The 20,143-nt window shown below is 37.1% G+C and carries 22 protein-coding genes and 1 pseudogene; 20 read left to right on the top strand and 3 right to left on the bottom strand.

Going from position 1 to position 20,143, the window contains the following annotated elements:
- Positions 1-73: 73 nt before the first annotated feature.
- The 8 genes from ABH968_RS20245 (at position 74) to ABH968_RS20210 (ending at position 5,858) form a co-directional block, all read left to right on the top strand.
- A complete protein-coding gene (locus tag ABH968_RS20245) occupies positions 74-457 on the top strand; it encodes an SRPBCC family protein (protein WP_370046894.1) in 384 nt (127 codons plus the stop codon).
- A gap of 218 nt (positions 458-675) precedes the next feature.
- Positions 676-1,209: a sigma-70 family RNA polymerase sigma factor gene (locus ABH968_RS20240; protein WP_370046892.1), complete on the top strand. Its 534-nt coding sequence runs from the start codon at positions 676-678 to the stop codon at positions 1,207-1,209.
- Positions 1,193-2,077 carry a hypothetical protein gene (locus ABH968_RS20235; RefSeq protein ID WP_370046890.1) on the top strand — a complete coding sequence of 295 codons (885 nt, stop codon included), beginning with the start codon at positions 1,193-1,195 and terminating at the stop codon, positions 2,075-2,077. The genes ABH968_RS20240 and ABH968_RS20235 overlap by 17 nt, the downstream gene beginning before the upstream one ends.
- Before the next feature lie 177 nt (positions 2,078-2,254).
- Positions 2,255-2,971 (top strand): toast rack family protein, encoded by a 717-nt coding sequence (locus ABH968_RS20230; RefSeq protein ID WP_370046888.1) that lies wholly within the window; start codon positions 2,255-2,257, stop codon positions 2,969-2,971.
- Between the two features lie 71 nt (positions 2,972-3,042).
- Complete coding sequence (locus ABH968_RS20225) at positions 3,043-3,285, top strand: hypothetical protein (protein ID WP_370046886.1); 243 nt, start codon at positions 3,043-3,045, stop codon at positions 3,283-3,285.
- Between the two features lie 329 nt (positions 3,286-3,614).
- Complete coding sequence (locus ABH968_RS20220) at positions 3,615-4,157, top strand: sigma-70 family RNA polymerase sigma factor (protein ID WP_370046885.1); 543 nt, start codon at positions 3,615-3,617, stop codon at positions 4,155-4,157.
- On the top strand, positions 4,141-5,247 hold the full coding sequence (locus tag ABH968_RS20215; protein WP_370046883.1) for a DUF4179 domain-containing protein: 1,107 nt from the start codon (positions 4,141-4,143) through the stop codon (positions 5,245-5,247). The genes ABH968_RS20220 and ABH968_RS20215 overlap by 17 nt, the downstream gene beginning before the upstream one ends.
- Positions 5,248-5,333: 86 nt before the next feature.
- A complete protein-coding gene (locus tag ABH968_RS20210) occupies positions 5,334-5,858 on the top strand; it encodes a tubby C-terminal domain-like protein (RefSeq protein ID WP_370046881.1) in 525 nt (174 codons plus the stop codon).
- A gap of 138 nt (positions 5,859-5,996) precedes the next feature.
- Here ABH968_RS20210 and ABH968_RS20205 read toward each other — a convergent pair whose 3' ends face one another.
- The 3 genes from ABH968_RS20205 to ABH968_RS20195 are packed head-to-tail and all read right to left on the bottom strand — an operon-like array spanning position 5,997 to position 9,743.
- Complete coding sequence (locus ABH968_RS20205; RefSeq protein WP_370046880.1) at positions 5,997-8,501, bottom strand: ABC transporter permease; 2,505 nt, start codon at positions 8,499-8,501, stop codon at positions 5,997-5,999.
- A complete protein-coding gene (locus ABH968_RS20200) occupies positions 8,501-9,229 on the bottom strand; it encodes an ABC transporter ATP-binding protein (RefSeq protein ID WP_370046944.1) in 729 nt (242 codons plus the stop codon). Before ABH968_RS20200 ends, ABH968_RS20205 begins: the two co-directional genes overlap by 1 nt.
- A gap of 52 nt (positions 9,230-9,281) precedes the next feature.
- Positions 9,282-9,743 carry a sigma-70 family RNA polymerase sigma factor gene (locus tag ABH968_RS20195; RefSeq protein WP_370046878.1) on the bottom strand — a complete coding sequence of 154 codons (462 nt, stop codon included), beginning with the start codon at positions 9,741-9,743 and terminating at the stop codon, positions 9,282-9,284.
- A gap of 596 nt (positions 9,744-10,339) precedes the next feature.
- Between ABH968_RS20195 and ABH968_RS27870 the strand changes: the two are divergent.
- The 12 genes and pseudogenes from ABH968_RS27870 to ABH968_RS20135 form a co-directional block, all read left to right on the top strand.
- Positions 10,340-10,435: pseudogene (locus tag ABH968_RS27870) on the top strand (DoxX-like family protein); the annotation flags it as partial.
- 156 nt (positions 10,436-10,591) lie between these two features.
- Complete coding sequence (locus ABH968_RS20185; RefSeq protein WP_370046876.1) at positions 10,592-11,029, top strand: hypothetical protein; 438 nt, start codon at positions 10,592-10,594, stop codon at positions 11,027-11,029.
- Positions 11,030-11,387: 358 nt separating this feature from the next.
- Positions 11,388-13,070, top strand: coding sequence for a methyl-accepting chemotaxis protein (locus tag ABH968_RS20180; protein ID WP_370046874.1), 1,683 nt, complete (start codon positions 11,388-11,390; stop codon positions 13,068-13,070).
- Positions 13,071-13,366: 296 nt separating this feature from the next.
- Positions 13,367-15,013 (top strand): right-handed parallel beta-helix repeat-containing protein, encoded by a 1,647-nt coding sequence (locus tag ABH968_RS20175; RefSeq protein ID WP_370046872.1) that lies wholly within the window; start codon positions 13,367-13,369, stop codon positions 15,011-15,013.
- Positions 15,014-15,509: 496 nt separating this feature from the next.
- Positions 15,510-15,701 carry a hypothetical protein gene (locus ABH968_RS20170; RefSeq protein WP_370046870.1) on the top strand — a complete coding sequence of 64 codons (192 nt, stop codon included), beginning with the start codon at positions 15,510-15,512 and terminating at the stop codon, positions 15,699-15,701.
- A gap of 260 nt (positions 15,702-15,961) precedes the next feature.
- A complete protein-coding gene (locus ABH968_RS20165) occupies positions 15,962-16,345 on the top strand; it encodes a cysteine hydrolase family protein (protein ID WP_370046869.1) in 384 nt (127 codons plus the stop codon).
- Positions 16,346-16,649: 304 nt separating this feature from the next.
- Positions 16,650-17,246, top strand: coding sequence for a class I SAM-dependent methyltransferase (locus tag ABH968_RS20160; protein ID WP_370046943.1), 597 nt, complete (start codon positions 16,650-16,652; stop codon positions 17,244-17,246).
- A 24-nt stretch (positions 17,247-17,270) separates the two neighbouring features.
- The gene (locus ABH968_RS20155) at positions 17,271-17,846 is read left to right on the top strand and encodes a DNA-3-methyladenine glycosylase I (protein ID WP_370046867.1); all 576 of its coding nucleotides are present in this window, start codon (positions 17,271-17,273) and stop codon (positions 17,844-17,846) included.
- On the top strand, positions 17,836-18,519 hold the full coding sequence (locus ABH968_RS20150; protein WP_370046866.1) for a DUF1963 domain-containing protein: 684 nt from the start codon (positions 17,836-17,838) through the stop codon (positions 18,517-18,519). Before ABH968_RS20155 ends, ABH968_RS20150 begins: the two co-directional genes overlap by 11 nt.
- A 110-nt stretch (positions 18,520-18,629) precedes the next feature.
- Positions 18,630-18,830, top strand: a complete 201-nt coding sequence (locus ABH968_RS20145) for a hypothetical protein (protein ID WP_370046864.1) — start codon at positions 18,630-18,632, stop codon at positions 18,828-18,830.
- Between the two features lie 232 nt (positions 18,831-19,062).
- On the top strand, positions 19,063-19,365 hold the full coding sequence (locus ABH968_RS20140; protein ID WP_370046862.1) for a hypothetical protein: 303 nt from the start codon (positions 19,063-19,065) through the stop codon (positions 19,363-19,365).
- A 327-nt stretch (positions 19,366-19,692) separates the two neighbouring features.
- Positions 19,693-20,082 (top strand): hypothetical protein, encoded by a 390-nt coding sequence (locus ABH968_RS20135; protein ID WP_370046860.1) that lies wholly within the window; start codon positions 19,693-19,695, stop codon positions 20,080-20,082.
- Positions 20,083-20,143 lie beyond the last annotated feature (61 nt).

Genomic DNA, 20,143 nt, shown 5'->3' with positions numbered 1-20,143 from the left:
AACTGTTGTTGATTCCTATAATAGGATGAAATGATAGAAAAATACATGAATTCAGCAAACGGAGGATGCGATAATGGATAAAGACAAAAGTTCGATTTGGATGGATGCAAGTATTGCTGCAGTTTGGCGAGCAATCACAGAGGAACAGCTACTGTCGCAATGGTACGCCCCAGATTCAACTTGGGAAATCCCTAAATTAGAGGCTGGAGAAGAGATGATTTTCACGTTACTGCCGAATGAACATAATCAGCTTTCAGAAAAATTACCGATGGTATTAACGATTAAAAATGTAACGCCGAATCAAGAGTTTTCGTTTTACTTAGGCATAGAAGAAACACTGATCGCTATTGTCTTAGAGGAAGAACAAAATGGCACCACGGTCACTTTTAATACGAACGGCTACGAGGCTTCTCTCGTTAACTTAAAAACTTTAGTGGAGGGAAGTGAAATCCGTTAACTTGTATGTTTCATGAAAAATTTTATCTTCATTCAGTGAATGAAGATAAAGCCTCCGGCGGATGTCACGGATTTTGAAAGGAATGAATTGTGCCCGCACAATTCAAAATCCGGACGCAATTACGCCAAGGCGTAATTGATTTTTTTTTCATGAAACTTTTTTGTTGTTCATCAGTCTAACTGTAAACGCTTTTGTGTAAAGCAAAGGGGGCGAGCAAAATGTTAAAAGAACAGAAGGACGCTCACTTAACTAGAGCTATGAAAAAGTACGGAGATTATTTAATACGAGTTTGCTATACATATGTACAAGATTGGACAGTGGCCGAGGATTTGGTACAAGACACCTTTGTTAAATATTATGAGAAAATGGAGCAATTTCGTGAAGAAGCTTCCATCAAAACATATTTATATCGAATTGCGATTAACAATTGTCATAGTTATCTTTCAAGCTGGCGTTATAAAAAAATACAAGTCATTGATTATTGGAGCAAATTAAAGAGCCTTTCCAATAATCCTGAAAAAGAAGTATTGATGGGAGAGACGGATGCATTACTAGTGGCATCGATTGAAAAACTCCCGACGAAATACAAAGATGTACTACTACTATTTCACTTTGCAGAGTTTTCCATAAAGGACGTTGCAGAACTGCTAAAGCTACCAGAAAATACGGTCAAAACACGATTAAGGCGAGCGCGTCAAATGGTTGGCATCACGCTATTGGAGGAGGGATTCGAATATGGATCAGATTCGTAATGCCATCAATCAAATGTATAAGGAAGGTAAATTCTCTCATGAAAGTCATGTAAAAACCTTCCGAAAAATCAATCAGACAAAGAGGAGACGAAAACCGTTAACGCCTATTATCTTATCAGTGGTTGTATCAGGTTGTCTGTTAATTAGCTTATATATGATCCTTCTCCAAAATGATATCCAATCAACGACGTCGACGCTTATCGATACTAATCTCTATCCAGAAAAGACAGGAATGGTTAAAGACTATAGCGTATTAACACGACCATGGATGGTAGTAGGGTTAGTGAGTTCTGTGTTCTTATTTATTTTTGCGATATTTGCATTCATGAAAAAATGGTTTTGGCGAGTACTACTATGTATCGTCATTATTATTGCCATTTTAGGGAATATGTCTGAACGAATTGGCTATCGCGTTTACGTACAAAATGAAGCGGAAATTCAAAATGCTATAAAATGGGGACCATTCCATCCTAATACTGTCAAAATGAATGATACAATAACGATTCAACAGTATAGAATTGGCTATTTTTCGGAGAATGGCTTTCAAGGCATTTCAATTTTTAGGCATGATGGAAAAGGCTACGCACTGGATCAAAATATCCAGAGTGAAGTAGATACTATGGATGCCATTTATTTGAAAGACATCCATCACATTGTTATTCCATTATTTGGAAATCATGACATTGAAAAATTAATAATAAACACTGGGGCAGAGCGTATTGAGAAAGCAGTTGATTCAAATGATGCGCAATTAATATCAGTGCCTCTAAAATCAGAAATAGCTACTTCTCAATTGCTGATACATGCATTGGATCATGAAGGAAATACTTCTATTCTCTATAATGCTTCACGTATTTTCACCTATTAACAGCTACCCCGTATGAATATGATGTTTTCATACGGGGTTCATTTTTGACATATCCATGGAAGGAGTGCTCACTACGTCTTAGGTCTTAGAAGATTTTAAAGCGGAGGGTCGTTTTTATAAATGAAAATTCCTATATAATGAATTTATTGGAATATTATATAGCGGGAGGAAATTACATTGAAAAAATTTATGGGACTTGGTTTGGTTATAGGCGCCTCTTTAATTGCGCTATCGGGGTGCAACTCAGTCATACCAGGTAAAACCAAAGATGAAACGATCCTAGTCGAAAAGGATAAAGCAGAAAAGTTGGATGTTGAATTACAATTTGGAATTGGAGAAATAACAGTAGAAAAAGGTGCCAAGGATTGGGTTGAAGGTACTGCTCAATATAATATTGATAAACTGGCACCAAGAGTAAAATATGACTTGCGCGGCAAAACAGGAAAAGTATCGATTGACCATAAAGGTTCTACTAGCGTGCGTTTTGGGAAAATAAAAAATATATGGGATGTTAAACTGAATGAAGATATTCCAATGGATCTCTCAATCGAAACGGGCGCGTCGGATGCAGAACTAGATTTACAAGGGTTGCAGTTGGAAAAATTAAATATTGACACGGGTGTTGGCGATCTCAAAGTGAATTTAGGTGGCGATTGGAAAAAAAGCTTCGAAACGAATATTGAAACAGGTGTTGGGCAAACTACTGTCATTTTACCATCAGAAGTTGGGGTAAAGCTTACGACGGAAGAAGGCCTCGGCACTTCAAATATAGAAGGCCTCATTTCTAAAGGCAAAGGGGTTTATGTAAACGAAGCGTATGACAAAGCGGATGTGAAAATAGAGGTCAACTCAGAAATCGGAGTTGGCGACATTACATTCAAATTGGATAAATAAAGAAAAGTTTAGTAGGCTACTTTAAGTGAAGTAGTCTACTTTTTTTGGTAGAAACCTAGGTGACGGATAGATTGACAAAAGTAGTGGATAGAAGAGTCAAAGACGTGGATAGAAGGGCCAAAAAGATGGATAGAAGAGTTAGAGTCGTGGATAGAAGAGCCAAAATGGTGGATAGAAGAGTCAAAGTCGTGGAAAGAAGCCCAAAGTCGTGGAAAGAAGAGCCAAAATCGTGGAAAGAAGAGCCAAAGTCGTGGATAGAACAATCAAAATCGTGGATAGAACAAATAAAATGCACGATAGCAGAGCCAAAGTGACGGATTGAACGTCAGCCCCCACATTTGAAGAAGAACCACTATATTTGCTTATCGCCAAAAGTTGGAGAAGATTTTTTTATTACATATGCAATTATATATTGATTGGAGTGGTGGCTTGGCTACTCCTTGGGGGGATCAGCGTTACAGACGAGATCCTGGAGCGAGCCCCGCGAGTGAAGCGGCTCATCGGAAGCCCCCAGGAAAGAGCCCGGTCGGAGCGGAAATCAACCGCCCGTTATGCCATTTTAGTTTATCTATAAAAAGAATTTTAACAAAGTGAAACCTTTTGATAGGGTTATTTACTCTAAGTATTGAAAGGAGGAAACAGCATGGAACATGACTTATCGATCGTTAAACAGGCTATTGCAGGAAATAAGGAAGCGTTTGAGCAGCTACTCATTCTAGAGGAAGAAAAATTATTTTATACTGCGCTTTCTTATGTTGGCCAAAAAGAGGATGCGTTGGATGCTATTCAAGAAGCAGCGTGTAAAGCCTATCTAACCGTTCATCAGCTAAAGCATCCGGAATTTTTCTCCACATGGCTGTTTCGCATTTTAATACATGAATGTTATCGTTTGCTAAAAAAAGGGCAGAAAATCATTCCTTACGAAGAAAGTGAATTATTAAATCGTTTACAGGAGCAAGAAAATGTTATTGCGAATCCAATCGATTTATCGGATGCTATAGAGCTTTTGAATCATTCTCAGCAAATGGCCATCATTTTATTTTATTATCACGATCTACCGATTAAAGAAATTGCAGAAATAATGGAAAAGCCAGTTAGCACGATTAAAACGTATTTGCATCGTGGGAAAAAACAATTAAAGCGAGAATTAGAAAGGAGTGCAACGTTCAATGAAAAAGTCATTTAATGAAAACGGACCCCTTCCAGAATTCCCTAGAGATGAGGTACGAGCAGCAATTGCAAATGGAATAAAACAAGCAGAGGAGCAAATAAATATGACTCAAACACCTGTACAAATGAAAAGAAAAAGCAAACGTAAACCATTATTATATGTAGCAAGTACCGCAGCCGCATTTAGTATTATGGTAGGTTCCGCCGCATATGTATCGCCAACATTTGCAAGCACATTATCACAGCTACCAATCGTCGGTTCGGTATTCGGTAACTCTGGTTTACCTGGGTTAAAACAGGCAAGTGAACAAGGGTTAACGAGCACTATTGGAGAAAAGCATACAATTAACGGTATTTCAGTATCGGTAGATGAAGTCCTTTATGACGAATCTAATATTACGGTAGGATTTACAATTGATTCTGAAAAGGAATTAAGTAATGAATACTTTGGTGCAGGGCTTGATTTCACTATAAATGGTAAAAATCCTGAGGCGAGTTCTGGTTCCTATGGTGAAAAAGTTTTAAGTCCTACAGTTCGTACAGGTATCGCGACATTTGATGTGAAGGACAACATGCCAGATTCCTTTGAAATGGGCTTAGTGCTGGAAGGCAAAGGAGGGGAAAAATGGGATTTCAAAGTGCCAGTTAAAAAAATTACGGATATTGTTTATGTTCCTGTAAACCATAAGCAACAAGCAGAGGGCATTCAACTGGATGTGTCCAAAATTTCATTCAGCCCATCAGGTATAGCACTTGACTATAAAGCTACTGAAAAGGGGACAATTGATAATTCACAAGTTGGTGCATCGTTTATAGAATTCCATATTACCGATCAGAATGGCAAGGAAATTACATCGCATTCAGGTGGGGGAGAAGGTCATTTCGATAATGATGTATGGAACTTTAGTAGTACCAAGTCCTTTGACCCGATTTCAGACGATGTTCAAAAATTAACGATTACCCCATATTTAATGCTTCCTTCAGGCGGAGGTGGCGTACAAACTGATAAAGATGGTGTAGAAACAAAAATACCTTTCGATAAGTCATCACTAAAAGAAGTAAAGTTCCAACCATTCACAGTAGAAGTTCCTAAACAAAATAAATAAAACATCAAGCGTCAAATACAACCTTTGTATTTGGCGCTTATTTTATGTTAGTTTATAGGAAGCAACTGAATGAAGGAGCGAACGGATTGAAGATTTATACATATAAACAACCAGCGGCAATTGAATCAACAGAGGCAGTAGCCATTTTAAATGAAGTGGGAGAAGTATCTTCTACGGTTCAACGTGTTTATTCGAATGGATTGAAAAAGGCTTTTGACCGCACAATGGACTATCGCTATTTTGTACGTTTCGATGTCAGCGATGTCGTCGGTCAGCCTCTTTTCACATGTAAGAAGATGTCGCGTCGTGGGCGAGTGCATTTCAAAGGGAAGGATTTCGTCACAGGCAAAGAGTATATGATTGCCTATGATGGCTGGCAAATTATGATTCCTGACTTAATCATCACGGATGATGTTCAAACTATAAAACTGAACAAGGAAATGGAGGACTGGTCCGTATTTTCTCTAGATAATCAGCCGATTGCACGCTGGCAGGCTATTTTTTGTGAGACTCATTTTGAGATTACCTTGCAAATTGAAGATAACAGCCCAATACAGCATGAAGCTTTTTTTATTGCGATCGGACAGGCCGTGTTGTTTGTAGGCGCGTAAGATGTCGATAATTTTGAAGAAGTTTCCGATAAACTGAAAAAGTTGGGCGATAAATCAGAAAAATAGGGCGATAAACTGAAAAATTTGCGCGATAAATGAAAAACAGACCCTCTGCTACATAAGAGGGTCTGCTTTCATTTAAATATCAATCATTTCATTTGCCAATTTTTTACGACTAATCCAGAAACCTTGTAGCGTAAAGACAATGAGAGTAGCGCCTAAAAAGACGATACTCGTAACACCTAATGTAACGAAGTCATAAGTTCCTTTGTCAATCGTGAACATTAATTTTGTAACTAGAAGTCCAAGAAATGTCCCAACAGCCAGTCCATAAAGTACAAAGGATAACACTTGCGTCAAAATCAGCTTGATTAACCCTCGAGGTGAAAGACCTATAAGGCGCTGAATCGCATAATCGGCACGTTTTGAGTGAATGGAGTGAAGCAGTGTTTGCAATACGCCGAGACAAGTAGCAGAAATTAAAATAACAAAGACTCCAACAAACAGGCTCCAGCGCTGGAAGGTCATTTCATCATTTTGTTTGATAAATGTCTCTTTATCAGTAATTTTTAAAGCTGGCCAACGCTCTTGTAAGTATGAGAGATCAGCTAATGCCTGCTCTGTATCATCTGCTTCCACCATTATGTTTGTAATGATAGTTGAATCAGAAGATACTATAAAAGAGGACCAATCCATAAATAAATCTATATATTTATTATAAGAATCAAGAGCTACATCAATTACTAGCAATTCACCAATTGACACATTTTGTTGAAGTGTTTCATCAAATGTCCCTGCCATTATACGATCACCAACTGCTAATTGATGTTTTCTAGCAAATCTTTCTGTAATGATCACTCCATTTTTCAAATCTCCTTTAACAGCATCAAGCTTTTTTAATTGGACGTATTTTTCAACATCAATGGCCTCGAAGTTACTACCTTCTTCCCAGCCATTTTCGCCTTCAAGCGCGATCCAAGGTGCTTCACTTCGTGCATAGGCATAGGCCACACTCGGCAATGCCTCAATTTCTTTTATTAGAGCAGGTGTAATGGTTGGGTCATTTAATTCATTATCAATTTTAATCGATGTTTCATATTGAGAGTTAATATACTCATAGGAGCTTTGCTGAGCAGATTTAAATAAAGAGCTACCAAATATTAAAATGACCATTAACCCGATAATGCTAAGTATAATCGGCATATTCCTTCGTACCTGTGGCATAAGCTGCTGACACGCTAAGTAGGCTTCTTTGCCGAGCACAGTACGAATAGGCTTCAATGTAATTTTGAATAGTGCTGTAAAGAGGTATGGCATTATATAAAGGAAAATTCCACTGACAAGTAATGTGCCAATTAAAATCATGAGTGCCCCTTGTCCACTATTTTTTCCGATTTGATAAGCATTCAAAAACAAGAATAGGGATATGAACGCAACGCCACTTACAACAATCGTTTTCCATTTTGTCCATCGTAAACTTAAATTTTCATTCTCTGTTGCGATTTGTAAAGGTAATAGACTTGAGCTTTTATGAACTTGCCACTGTGTGATTAGCTGGAGCAATAAAAAGCTTACAATAGCAATCACCAACACAAAGATAATAGGTAAATCAGTTTTTGCATCTGGCATTTTCATCAAGCTAATGAGTTGTGGTAGCCAACTTTTTATCACCAATAAACTGACCGCTGTCCCTAGTAATACGCCAAATCCAATGATTGAAGATAATTGCAATTGTACAATGCGTCCTACTTGCTTGGTAGAGGCTCCAAGTGCACGAAATACCATAAGCTGTTCTTTAATTTTGTAAAATAATAGCTGGAACGTTGACAGCAGTAAGACACTTGAAATAAGTAGTATGAAGAATGAAAGTACAACCATAAAAATGATTAATGCTTGTAAATTTCTCTTAAATTCATCATAGTCACTCATGACATCTACACGTAATGATTCATCAAGCTGTTTCAAATCTGTACCAACTAAGGTAGCCATATTATCTTCCGTTTTAATGAGTGCAAACATACCGGCTGTTTGTGCATTACTATTATTCATCCAAGTTTTCAACTCATCATTTTGCATAAGGATAAAATTAGGACTATCTGTACCTTTAAGGGGTGGAAGGATTTCTTGTATCGTAAAGTTGCCAGTATTTGCTTCAACAGAGTCTCCAACCGTTTTATTGAAAGTAACGTTTAGCGTATCGCCGACCTCTTTGTGGAAAAGACGTGCCACATTTTCAGCAATCACAACTTCGTTCGGGCCAAGATCGACATTAAAATGATAGCGGCTTTTCACTAAGTCGTCGTTTTCCACACCAACTGTATAAAATGATGTATTTTTCTCATTCTCAACATTTGTTTGAGCTAGTGACACACTCGAAACTTTTGTAATACCAGGCATTGCTTCGAAATTTTCGATTTGCTGTGAAGTTAACAGCCTATTTTGATCGGGGTTATAGCCGACCATTAAATCCATTTCGCCATATAATGCTTGTATGTCTTCTTTCATTTGACTATGGGCATTCCATATGTAAACACTCATTGTCATGACAAGGCAAATGGAAATGGTGATAATACTAATACTCGTTAATACATTGGCCCATGCTGCACGAAATAGCTTCAGAGCAATGGTACGCATCGTAAACATTACACATCACCTCTAGTAATCAGCTTGAACTTCGCTAAAATACAATCTAAATCCTCAGCTGTTTGCGTATTTTGATAGGAATCCACAATGGCACCATCATGGAAGAATAAAACACGATTTGCATAAGTCGCAACATAAGGATCATGTGTCACGAGTAACATGGTTTGATTCATATTTTTTTGCAAGTCTACTAACAGCCCTAAAATTTCATCTGTCGTATTCACATCCAAAGCACCCGTCGGCTCATCTGCCAGCAATATTGGTGGATTTGCAATAATAGCGCGGGCTATGGCCACTCGTTGCTTTTGACCACCAGAAAGCTCATTTGGTCGATGTTTTGCCCATGCAGCAATATTAAGCTTTTCCATCATTTGCTGTACGCGTACTTTGATCTCTTTACTCGGTACATCATTGAGGATAAGAGGGAGCGCAATATTATCTTCAACTGACAAATCCTTCAACAGATGGAATGATTGGAAGATAAAGCCGATATTCTCTTTGCGGAATTTCGATGCTTTTGGCTCTTGATAAATATCATGCGCTTCCTTTCCAAATAAGAATAACGCTCCTTCAGTCGGTTCATCGATGGCGCTAATCATATTGAGCAGTGTACTTTTACCAGAACCACTCGTCCCCATAATGGCCACCATTTCACCTTGATAAATCGTACAATGGATATTTTTCAATGCATTGACCGTATGATGCTTTTGCTGAAAGATTTTTGACATCCCTTCGATGCGTAACACTTCTGTTAAACGTCCTTCGGGAATTGGAATCGCATTAATAACTCCTTTCAACGGATTGAACCCATTCATCTATATATGCCCCCTTTAATTGTTGTCGTAAAGCTTGTAAGCCTCGGCGAATATGTGTTTTCACAGTACCCTCAGGACATTGTAAAATCGCTGCAATATCTTTTACCGAGTAGTCTTGATAAAAACGTAATAGTAAAACCGTTTTGTATTTTTCCTCTAGCTTGCAGAGAGAATGCCATAAATCAAGTTCTTCTTCGATATATGTAGGTGATGTACTATTGAGATCCTCTAATGTATGTGGTTCTACAAGCTGTACAGAGTTTTTCTTTGCAAGATAAGTTTTACAGCAATTAATAATAATGCGCGTTAACCAGGTAGAAAAATATAGAGGGTCGTTTAATTTAGGTAAACCCTCATATGCACGGATAATGGTCTGTTGAAAAACTTCTACGGCGTCATTTTCATTTTGTACATAAACATAGGCCATTCGATATAACTTATGTTGCTCCTGCTCAATAAGCTGATAAAAAGCTTGTTCATCTCCGTTTTGTGCTAGCTGTACTAATGATTCTTGCTTTGTAGTAATGAAAATCGCCTCCTTCCGACTATTAGACTTGGCAAACCATCATTTCGATTCAACTTTTTTTATTTTATAGAATTAAGTGGGTCATCACCAGAACGTGGGGGATGATTTCCGTTCCGACTGGGGGCGTCCGATGAGCCACTTTTGTTGTTGTTGTTGTTGTTGTTGTCGCTTCGCTTTCGCACAGAAAACATCCGCGTCGCTGCAGGGTCTCGGGCCAATACGAAGTTGTTCACGTAGGCGTTATCACAGGACGTAATGTTTTTAGCCTTCGTTCCTCTATCGCTAATCACAAAGAAGTCGCTCAGTCTTCACTCCAATCAACTTATATACAAGTGTCATCCCAAACTTATTGTGTTGTTCCAATTTAATAGATAAAGTCCAATTTATGGTTAAAAATTAATTTATTGCTATAATACCATTAATAGAGTGGGAGTTATGGAAGTTTATAGAAAGTAAACTGAAATAACCAATAAGCTTGTTTTAAGGAGGAAATATAGATGAAGAAAAAGCCTATTTATGTGGAGGTGGATATACGAACACCTATCGACGAGGCTTGGAATTATACCCAAAACCCTAAACTGCATGAACAGTGGTATGAAACAACTCTATTGGCTGTACACAAGATACGTTTTTTCCGTCTCCTTTTTTAGAAATAGACTATCAAATAACAAGAAAATAGATCCTTATTGAAGGAATCTGCCTATCTTTACTAGAAGGTCATATAGACACACTAATAAAGGGGTGATTCGTTGCGATTAACTAAAGGGATTTCAGGTTTTGATGCAGACCATCTAATTGAACAGGATATGCGATCTTTCCAGTCGATGGTTTATCATTTAGTTACAAGTGAACAACGAGCAAAAGCTTTACAATTTATTGATCAACCTCATTTTGTTTATATGCAAGGATTAATTCAACTGGAAGATGAACGTTTGACGATTCTTCATCATAGGCTGATGCCTTATATTGCATTTGCTAAGTTTGATGAAGAGCTAAGCTTTCAATTTTTAACAAAAGCTCAATTACACAAATATTTTCCGATGCGTAAATGCCTTACTGCCGATACACTAAATACATTGTTGACCCAGGATAAGAAGCTGCACAGCTTATCTGAGGTGGAATGGAAATACATTTCACACTTTGACAGTAAAACAATCGGAGATGTTATGTTTAATTATTGGGATTAATATTTTAATAGAAGGAACAGCTTACTTTTGAGGCTGTTCCATTTTTTTGTATCAAAAGACCTACTTTGTATTTTAGGGGTAGTCCGTCTGTCTGAAATCTATAGATTTTATAATCCGCTAAAAATTACACAAAAATTAACTAGTTATTTCGTTTAATTCAGGAAAAATTCCAAATCAATCCAAAGCTGGCTTAGGAGTGTTAGATTACTAATGGTGTGCAAAATTTCACTTCTTTCAGCGGGTGTCCAAGCATCTGCTGAAAGAAGTTAAGCCTCCGGCGGATGTCACGGAATTATGCCGAGGCATAATTGATAACAAGGCACATTAGATTGCATTTGGAAAATAAGGAGAATTTGAAATGAATTTTAAGTCAATTAGTAAAAGAATCGTTTTTTCCTTCAGCATTGTAGTAGCAGTAGTGGTTTTATACATTGGTTACAATTTTTATGCAGTCCAGCAAAGCAACAACGCAACGGAACAAATTATTGATGAAGAAATGCAATTACTAATTTCAGATTATGAGGAAGCCCAGACCATTGGGCTAAGAATTGCGGCAGCTAGAGGATATGTACTTTCTGGTGATGAAAAGTATAAGAAAATTTTTGAAGATAATGTCAAGCGTGCTGATGAGAATGAGAAACTACGTTTAGCAATATCAGAGACAGGTGATTTCAACAAATTTGCGGAAATGTCTAAAGAATGGAGTAGTTATGTTGAAAAAGAAGTATTTACTGTTTATGATCATGGTCAAATTGAACAAGCAATAAAAAATTTAGCAACTATGAGTGATAAGGCTACGGAAATACGTGAAGGCTTTGAGGGGTTAGCAGAGCATCGTAAGCAATCGATTAATGCGACTGGTGCAGACATTGTCAGCGCAGGCGAGACTAAGCAGCTTACAGGTATAATCGTCGGTGTTGTAATTGTTATCGTTTCCATCATGATTGCATTGTTAAGTGCTCGTATCATTTCAAGACCAATCATCGCTGTGACAAATCGTATGCAACGAATTACTGAAGGTGATTTAAGTGAGCCTGCACTTGTTGTGAAATCCAAAGATGAAGTAGGGCAGCTTACAGAAGCGACAAATACGATGTCCGATATTTTGAACCGTTTATTAAAGCAAATTCAAACAGTCTCCAATGACGTAGCTGCGCATAGTGAAGAGCTCATGCAATCAGCGACAGAGGTAAAAACTGGTACGGAACAAATTGTCGACACAGTCACTGAAATCGCAAGTGGCACAGAAGTGCAGGCAAGTAATGCATCAGATGTAGCGACAACAATGACAGATTTCACCTTAAAGATGACAGATGTCAATAATAGCAGTACGGATGTTCAGCAATATTCCCAAAATGTCATGGCTTTAACGAAAGAGGGCCAAGGTTTAATGAACGCATCTACGGAGCAAATGGCATCCATTCATCATATTGTGAAGGATGCTGTATATAAGGTAGACGAACTAAGTAAACAAACACAGGAAATTTCAAAAATCGTGGCAGTGATTCAGGAAATTGCCGCACAAACGAATTTACTGGCGCTTAATGCAGCTATCGAAGCGGCCCGAGCAGGGGAGCATGGTAAAGGATTTGCGGTCGTTGCAGATGAGGTTCGTAAACTTGCTGAACAAGTAGCCGTCTCAGTGGACGATATCACGGGTATTGTACAAAAAATCCAACAAGAATCTAACATGGTGACATCTTCACTGGAAAACGGTTATCAAGAGGTTGAAAAAGGTACAACTCAAATTGCATCTACAAATGAAACATTCGGCCACATTGCAGAGGCAGTTTATTCGATGTCAACAAACATTGATAGCATGACGACAAAGCTAGATGACGTAGTCCAAAACACTGTCAATATTCATAAATCAGTGGACGAAATTGCTGCTGTATCAGAACAATCCGCTGCAGGCATACAAGAAACTTCTGCAACGATCGAACAAGCAGCCAGCTCTATGGATGAAATCAAAAACAGTTCAGCCAATTTAGCGGACATGGCAGAGAAACTCAACGACCTCGTTGGGAAATTTAAATTGTAATGAAGGCTGTTGGAATTCTGAACTATGCGGAATCATAATAAGTACAATTAGTAAATGCTACACCGAAAATTGAAAATCTGTTAAACCAGCAATTGACGAGAGAATCGTTTAATTGCTGGTTTTTTATTACGTGGTTTAGATGGGAGGATGAAATAGAGGATATAAATATTCCTTTCTCAAAATAGTATTGTCTTTGCTCTAAATAAAAACCGGTTGTAAATTATTTGTACAAAATTGAATAATAGGAAGTTCAATGGGGATATAAATAAAATAAAACCGACAATAGGAGTGTGGAGATGGCGACACTTGTTGTAAAAAGAGGTATTATGCACCGATACCAAAGCATTGGGCAGGCGATTCAAGAGGCAGAGCCGGGAGATTTTATTGAAATCCGGGATGGGATATACGAAGAGAGCTTCGAAATTTCCAAAAGGCTTACACTTTATGGAGTGGGGAATGTGACCATTAAAGGTGGCGTGTTTATCCGCTATCAGACACTTGTAAATATGCGAAATTTGCGTTTTACTCAAGGGCAGGGTATTTATGTAAAGGGAGATTTACAGCTAGAAAACTGTGTCATTGAGCAGCAAATGGTGCAGGCACAAGTGACCGTAAGCTTCGGTAGTTTAATGATGAAAAATGTTGATATTTTAGCGAGCCCTGTCAATCATTTTGGCTTACGTATTGATAATGGTTCGAGCGTTATTCTTGTGGATACGACTATCCAGCATCATGTAAAGGCTCAAATCTCTGTGCAAAAAAGTGATATCGCATTGACAAATTGTATGCTGTTGGAAGGACGAACGAATGGCATTTTTGCAATACAGGATGTAAAAATGGAGATGACGGATTGTGAAATTCATGGACATCAAAAGGCGCAAATCGTTGCTGCCTCCAGTTCAATTTCAATGACCAATACACTTATTCACCAAGGGCAAGATGTAGGGATGCAAGTTTTCGATAGCTCGAAACTAACGATGGATGGCTGTGAAATCAAGCAACATCAAGACACGCACCTAGTTGTTCATCAAAGTGAGTTGGTGGTGACGGATACTATCTTTTCTGATGGAGTAGGGAATGGCATTTATCTTGGCGAGAAATCTAAGGCGATAATGTATGATTGTAAGATCCATCGACATGTGAAGTCACAGTTGTTAATTGAAAATAGTAAAGCGGAGTTTCGTACATGTAGAATAGAAAAGGGAGAGGCAACAGGAGTTACGGTTGTCAATGAAGCCGATGTATCAATGACAGAGTGTGATCTCCAAGAACACCCGCAATTTCACTTTATTATTGACTCAAGCGGTCTAAAGCTTAATCAGTGCATGATTCAATTTGGGCAGGCAGGTGGTATTTATGGCAATGATCACGCCAAGATTACGCTTCAGAACACAACAATTCGAGAGCTCAAAAGTCATCACCTTTATATAAATAATGCTCGACTATTTGCTGATAATTGTACTTTTGAAGACATAAGCGGAAATGCGATTACTTGTATTGATGCTATTTTTGAAGTTGCGAATAGTGATTTTAAAAACTGTCATGAAGGCCCATATGCAATAGTTTGGTCTGATAAGTCAATGGGGCGTATTGAGCATTGTATGATTGATAAAGCAGATCGTCCATTTTTAGCGATGTCCAATCAATCTTTACTGGAGATGGTTTACACAGATATAACGTCTGTAAAAATACCGGCTATTGTACAGGGGAAGAGTCAGTTATTTATCGAAGGGTATACAAACGAAACAATATGGAAGACGGATGCATCGTCGAGAATAGTTTATTTGCCAGTTAATACTAGCGACAAGGCAAAGCACGTTGTATTAAATCAAGCAGAAACAGACAATATTCAAAAACTGGATGGTAAATTACAAATACCACTTGAAAATTTACAGAAATTTAACAAAACTCTTCTGAAGAATAATATTAATAAAACAGTGTAATAACCGAATAATAAAGTAGGATAAGTAGTTTCAATTATTTTGAAATTACTTTTTTTATGAGATAAAAGCACTGTAATAACGAGGGGAAATGTATAATTAAGATGAATACATATTAAAAAAGTGAGTGTTCTATCTGCTGTCATTGTTCATAACAATCTTAAGCATATTGTTATGTAAACGGTTTCTTATTGTGATTTATAAGCTGTGACGAAGAATGCTATAATTCGACAAAAGGGCTTATTATTTTTATAATAGAATTAATAGATGACAAGATTTGTTATATTAACTGCATTAGAAAACTATTAATTTGATAACAATGACTTTTTTAGAGGTTAAATTATTATTGAATTAATGTAGATTTTGGATTGATTAATTTCCATGTTATATCCTATAATCAGTAAAAATGGTTCATAAAATGGTTGTATTAGTTCGTTGTTTGAGAAATATGAATAATGATTGTAAAATAGTAAATGGATGGATTAGAGGTGAAAAAAGTATGTTTGGACTTTCGAAAGAAGAAATTATGTTAATGCTTGAGAAGGTGGGATTAGAAGAGAAGCAAAAAAATGCAATTGCCGACATCCTGCATCTTAACAATATGCGAATTGAGCAACAACTTGCATTTATTATCCACCTAGTAATTGATGAGCGCGAAAGAAATATTTCAAACAATACATATTTAAATTAGTTAGACTTTTTGATTCATTACATATCGTTTTTTATAAGAATATATTGAATTGACAAATTGTCATGTTCAAAACGATTGTTATTATTATTTTTTCCTACTTATATATGAATAAAATCACAAGTGCTATGTATTTACTAAATACGAAGCGCTTGTGATTTTTTTATCATATCGAGCCTCCTTGTTAAATGGAAAAAATTGAAACTTTTTTAATGTTCAGAACGTAAAGAGACAAGATAGACAAGTATAGGGAGGGGAGTGCTTTGAAGCAAGCTTTAATGGTACTTGATATTCAAAATGATTACTTTAGTGATCAAGTTCGAATGACTGTAGCAAAGCATCAAATTGAGCCAACTATAAATGGCATTAATGACCTTATCAAAAGGGCTGAGAAGTCAAATGTTCCGATCATCTATATTAGAAATGAGTTTGAGCGCACGCATGTACTCTCGAATCTTTTAAGAAAATTTACTGCGTTAAAAGGCAGTAAAGGTGCTGAATTCGATGAACGACTATTAAAAGCCAAGGGTGTGTATTTTTCAAAGAAGGAAGCGGATGTATTTAGTAATCCCAGCTTAATAACGTATTTAAATAGTAATGGTATAAACGACTTAATCGTAACGGGAGCGTTTATCTTCATTCAGTAGGTGTACAAACACCTACTGAATGAAGATAAAGCCTCCGGCGGATTTCACGGATTTTGAATTGTGCGAGCACAATTCAAAATCCGGACGCAATTACGCCAAGGCGAAATCGATAGAATGTTGTGTCACTGCAACAGTGGAAGGGGCTCTAGCTAGAAAATTTGCTATAACTGTTGTGGAGGATGCAGTCGCAGGTGCTACAGATCAAAGTAAGGAAGCAGCCTTAACAAAGTTAGCTACACAAGACATCTTAATCCTTAATTCACAGCAGATTTTAAAAGTGAAAACGACAAAGGGGAAATTTGAAATGACGCTTTTACAACGATTAATTGAGCAAGCTAAGAAACCAAGAGGATTCGTAGGCTCACTGATGCTACGAATTATGAATAAGGCACATAGTGGTATGAATACTTGGCTAATGAAACAGGAAGCCATAAATGATGGCGATATTGTATTAGATATTGGATGTGGGGGTGGAAAAACACTTCAAACCTTATCGAAAATTAATCCAAGTGGTAAAATCTATGGTATAGACTTTTCTGCGCAATCTGTCAAAGACTCTATAAAAACAAATCAAAAGGATGTAGCAAATGGAAAAGTGATCGTGACGCAAGCTAGTGTGTCGAGCATTCCGTACACGGATCAGTTTTTCGATACAATTACAGCATTCCAAACGCATTATTTTTGGCCAGATTTAGCAAATGATGTGAAGGAAGTATATAGAGTGTTGAAGGACGATGGGAAGTTTATTATAATTTCGGAGCTCTACAAAATTAATTATCATATGAAAGCCTATAAAACAAAATCTGAAATCAAGAAGTTGTTTGAAAGTGTTGGGTTTCAAACCGTTACGATAAGGGAAAACACACAAAAAGGATGGCTTTGTATAACAGGGATAAAATGATACATAAAAATGGAGGATATATAAATGAAAAGATGTGAATGGGTGAAGGTAGATGAACCTTTATATGTTGAGTATCATGACAAGGAATGGGGTATTCCTGTCTATGATGATCAGCATTTATTTGAGATGCTCTGTTTAGAGGGGGCACAAGCTGGACTTAGCTGGTGGACAATTTTACAAAAAAGAGAGGGCTACCGTGCAGCTTTCGACCAATTTGATGCTTCGAAGATCATTCTCTATACGGATGACAAGCTACAGGAGCTTCGTCAGGATTCTCGCATCGTTCGTAATAAGCTTAAAATTGCTAGTGTTGTGACGAATGCTCAAGCTTTTTTACGTATACAGGAGAAATATGGCTCCTTCTCTGAATATATTTGGGGCTTTGTGGATCATCAGCCAATCATCAATGAATGGTCGTCCATAGCAGCTGTACCTGCAACAACAGAAATTAGTGAACGAATGAGCAAGCAATTAAAAAAAGACGGCTTTAAATTTGTTGGTAGTACGATTTGCTATTCATTTATGCAGGCAACTGGGATGGTTAATGATCATGTCGTAGATTGTATTTGTCGCAGTGAGGGTTCAGTTAATGAAAATTGATGATATTAAGTCACAGCTAGTAAGAAAGGCAACAATCTTTAAAACAGGTGGGGTTAGACCTACACATGATCTACTAGAAAGCTGGATTGGCTATGTAGGATGGTCATTGCCAACGGAACAATGGCCACAAGGGTTTCAGCCACTAGCGACATTATTTCTAAAAGACCTTCCTTTTGTACCTGCATCACTAAAGCATATTGAGCTTCTGACGTTATTTATCCATGAAGAAATATTTGATCACCTCATAGAAGATGATCTGAGCCGTTTTTTTGAAATAAGAGCATATAAATCTATAGAAGGGTTAATCCAACAAAATTGGCAGCATGACCGTATTCGCGCTTTCCCGCTTATTCCAAAACATATTGATAATGACTATCCGACATGGGATGAAGGAGGGATTCCATCTGATGTGGAGGATGAAATTTTGAGATTAGAGCACGAGGAGGATTTTGAATACTTCGATGATATCGTAGAGGAAATTTACGCAATTCATAAAATTGGTGGCTATCCAGCTTTTTGCCAAAGTGGTCATGATTACGGTAAGGACTTTCCCTTTGTATTACAGATCGCCTCAGACGAAAAGGCTTATTTCAATATCGTCGATAATGGAAATTTCTATTTCTTTTTTAATCCAGAACTAAACGAGTGGCGTGTGCATTGCGATTTTTATTAGCAGTGAAATCATTTCTATATAGAAGGAATTAAGCATCCTTAAAAATTAAGCATCCTTAAATAGATGTTACAGTGATTCATCTATTGATGACATGATTAGGGGGAATGAAGATGAGAAGGGATACTTCCGAAATTAGAAAAGTAAAGAAGGTGAAGAAAATGGAAAACAAAACAGTTATTAAGAGCGGTATTAGCTTTGGCTCGGTATTGGCTATTACTATTTCTTGGAGTGTAAATCATTCAATTATATGGGCAATCATACATGGTTGTTTAAGTTGGTTGTATGTAATTTATTATGCACTAATAAGATAAATAGTGATTAGCATGTGAAATCCAATCAAGAAGCGGGATGAATGTGGAACCTGACGCTGTGCAATTGTTTAGCGATACATTGCAGCGTATACATACAATAGTGAATGTGTGCTTCGTTCATAATTTTGGAGCATTTAGCATAAATAACAAAGTGCTCTTTTTTCGATGAAAAGCTCATATTAAGAAAGATTGCTGACATCTTTCCATGTATCGTAGAAGAAAGGTTGATAGGATGACACATCAAGTGACCGCCACAAGCAATATTGATTTTAATGCTACAGGCGTTGATGAAATATTACAAAATGTAGCTTTCATATTATCTACTTTCGTAATATCTTGCCCTTTTTACAGAGATTTTGGTTTAAGACTAGACACTCTTCCACCTTTCCAGCTTGTCAAAAGACGTAATACCGCACGTCTTTTGGAAAGCCTTCAACGTTTCGTGCCACGAGCTATAGTAATAGATGTTGATTATGTTGGAGATGCATATTTAGGAAAATTAGAACCTGTTGTGAAAGTCATCGTATACGAATAAACTTTTAAGGTGAATTATTTCCGTTACCTTACACAGATTTGCCAGGCTATTTAAATGTTAGCCCGGCAAATTTTATAAGGAGTTTATTATAAATAGACAAAGACCTTTTTGAAGTGCATACCGGGAAAGTGGGATTCATTCATTATTTAACTTCTTTCAGCGGGTGTCCAAACATCCGCTGAAAGAAGTTAAAGCCTCCGGCGGATGTCACGGAATCGGAAAGGAGTGCTTTGTGCAAGCACAAAGCCGATTCCGGACGCAATTATGTCGAGACATAATTGATTGAGATAAACGTATTCTATTAAAAAGATGAAATGGAGAGAATGTATGAGAGGGTTATTAAAAGGCATTGTTATATTATTTTCCTTGATAGTAATAACTGCAGCCTTGATTAAGTATAATCAGCCTTCAATTGAAAGACCCATTCAAAAAAATCCCGATACAAATTATAGTGAAGAAATTGGTGAAAAATTACAAAACACGAATTTTACACAAAAAATTATAGTAGCGTTACGAGCAGCAGGCTATTTTCCAGATAGTACAATAGGCTATTTAATTGAATCTCCAAACAATCAAGTAATCACTATACAATTACATAATTTAGATAAACTTGAAAAGAGTACAGAAAGCGAAATCCAAAATATCGTCAACAGTATTGCGGAAACTAATGATCTTCAATTGTTTATCGTTAATCTCAGACTTATTGATGTTCATTAACCGCGCTTAAGGATGGTTAGATACCTCTAAATAGTTAAGGAAAATCTTTGTGCTATAATCA

This window comes from Lysinibacillus sp. RC79 (assembly GCF_041262405.1).
Classification (GTDB): domain Bacteria; phylum Bacillota; class Bacilli; order Bacillales_A; family Planococcaceae; genus Lysinibacillus.
The sequence above is the reverse complement of the archived record's forward strand: the minus strand, read 5'-3'. Positions and strand labels throughout refer to the sequence as shown.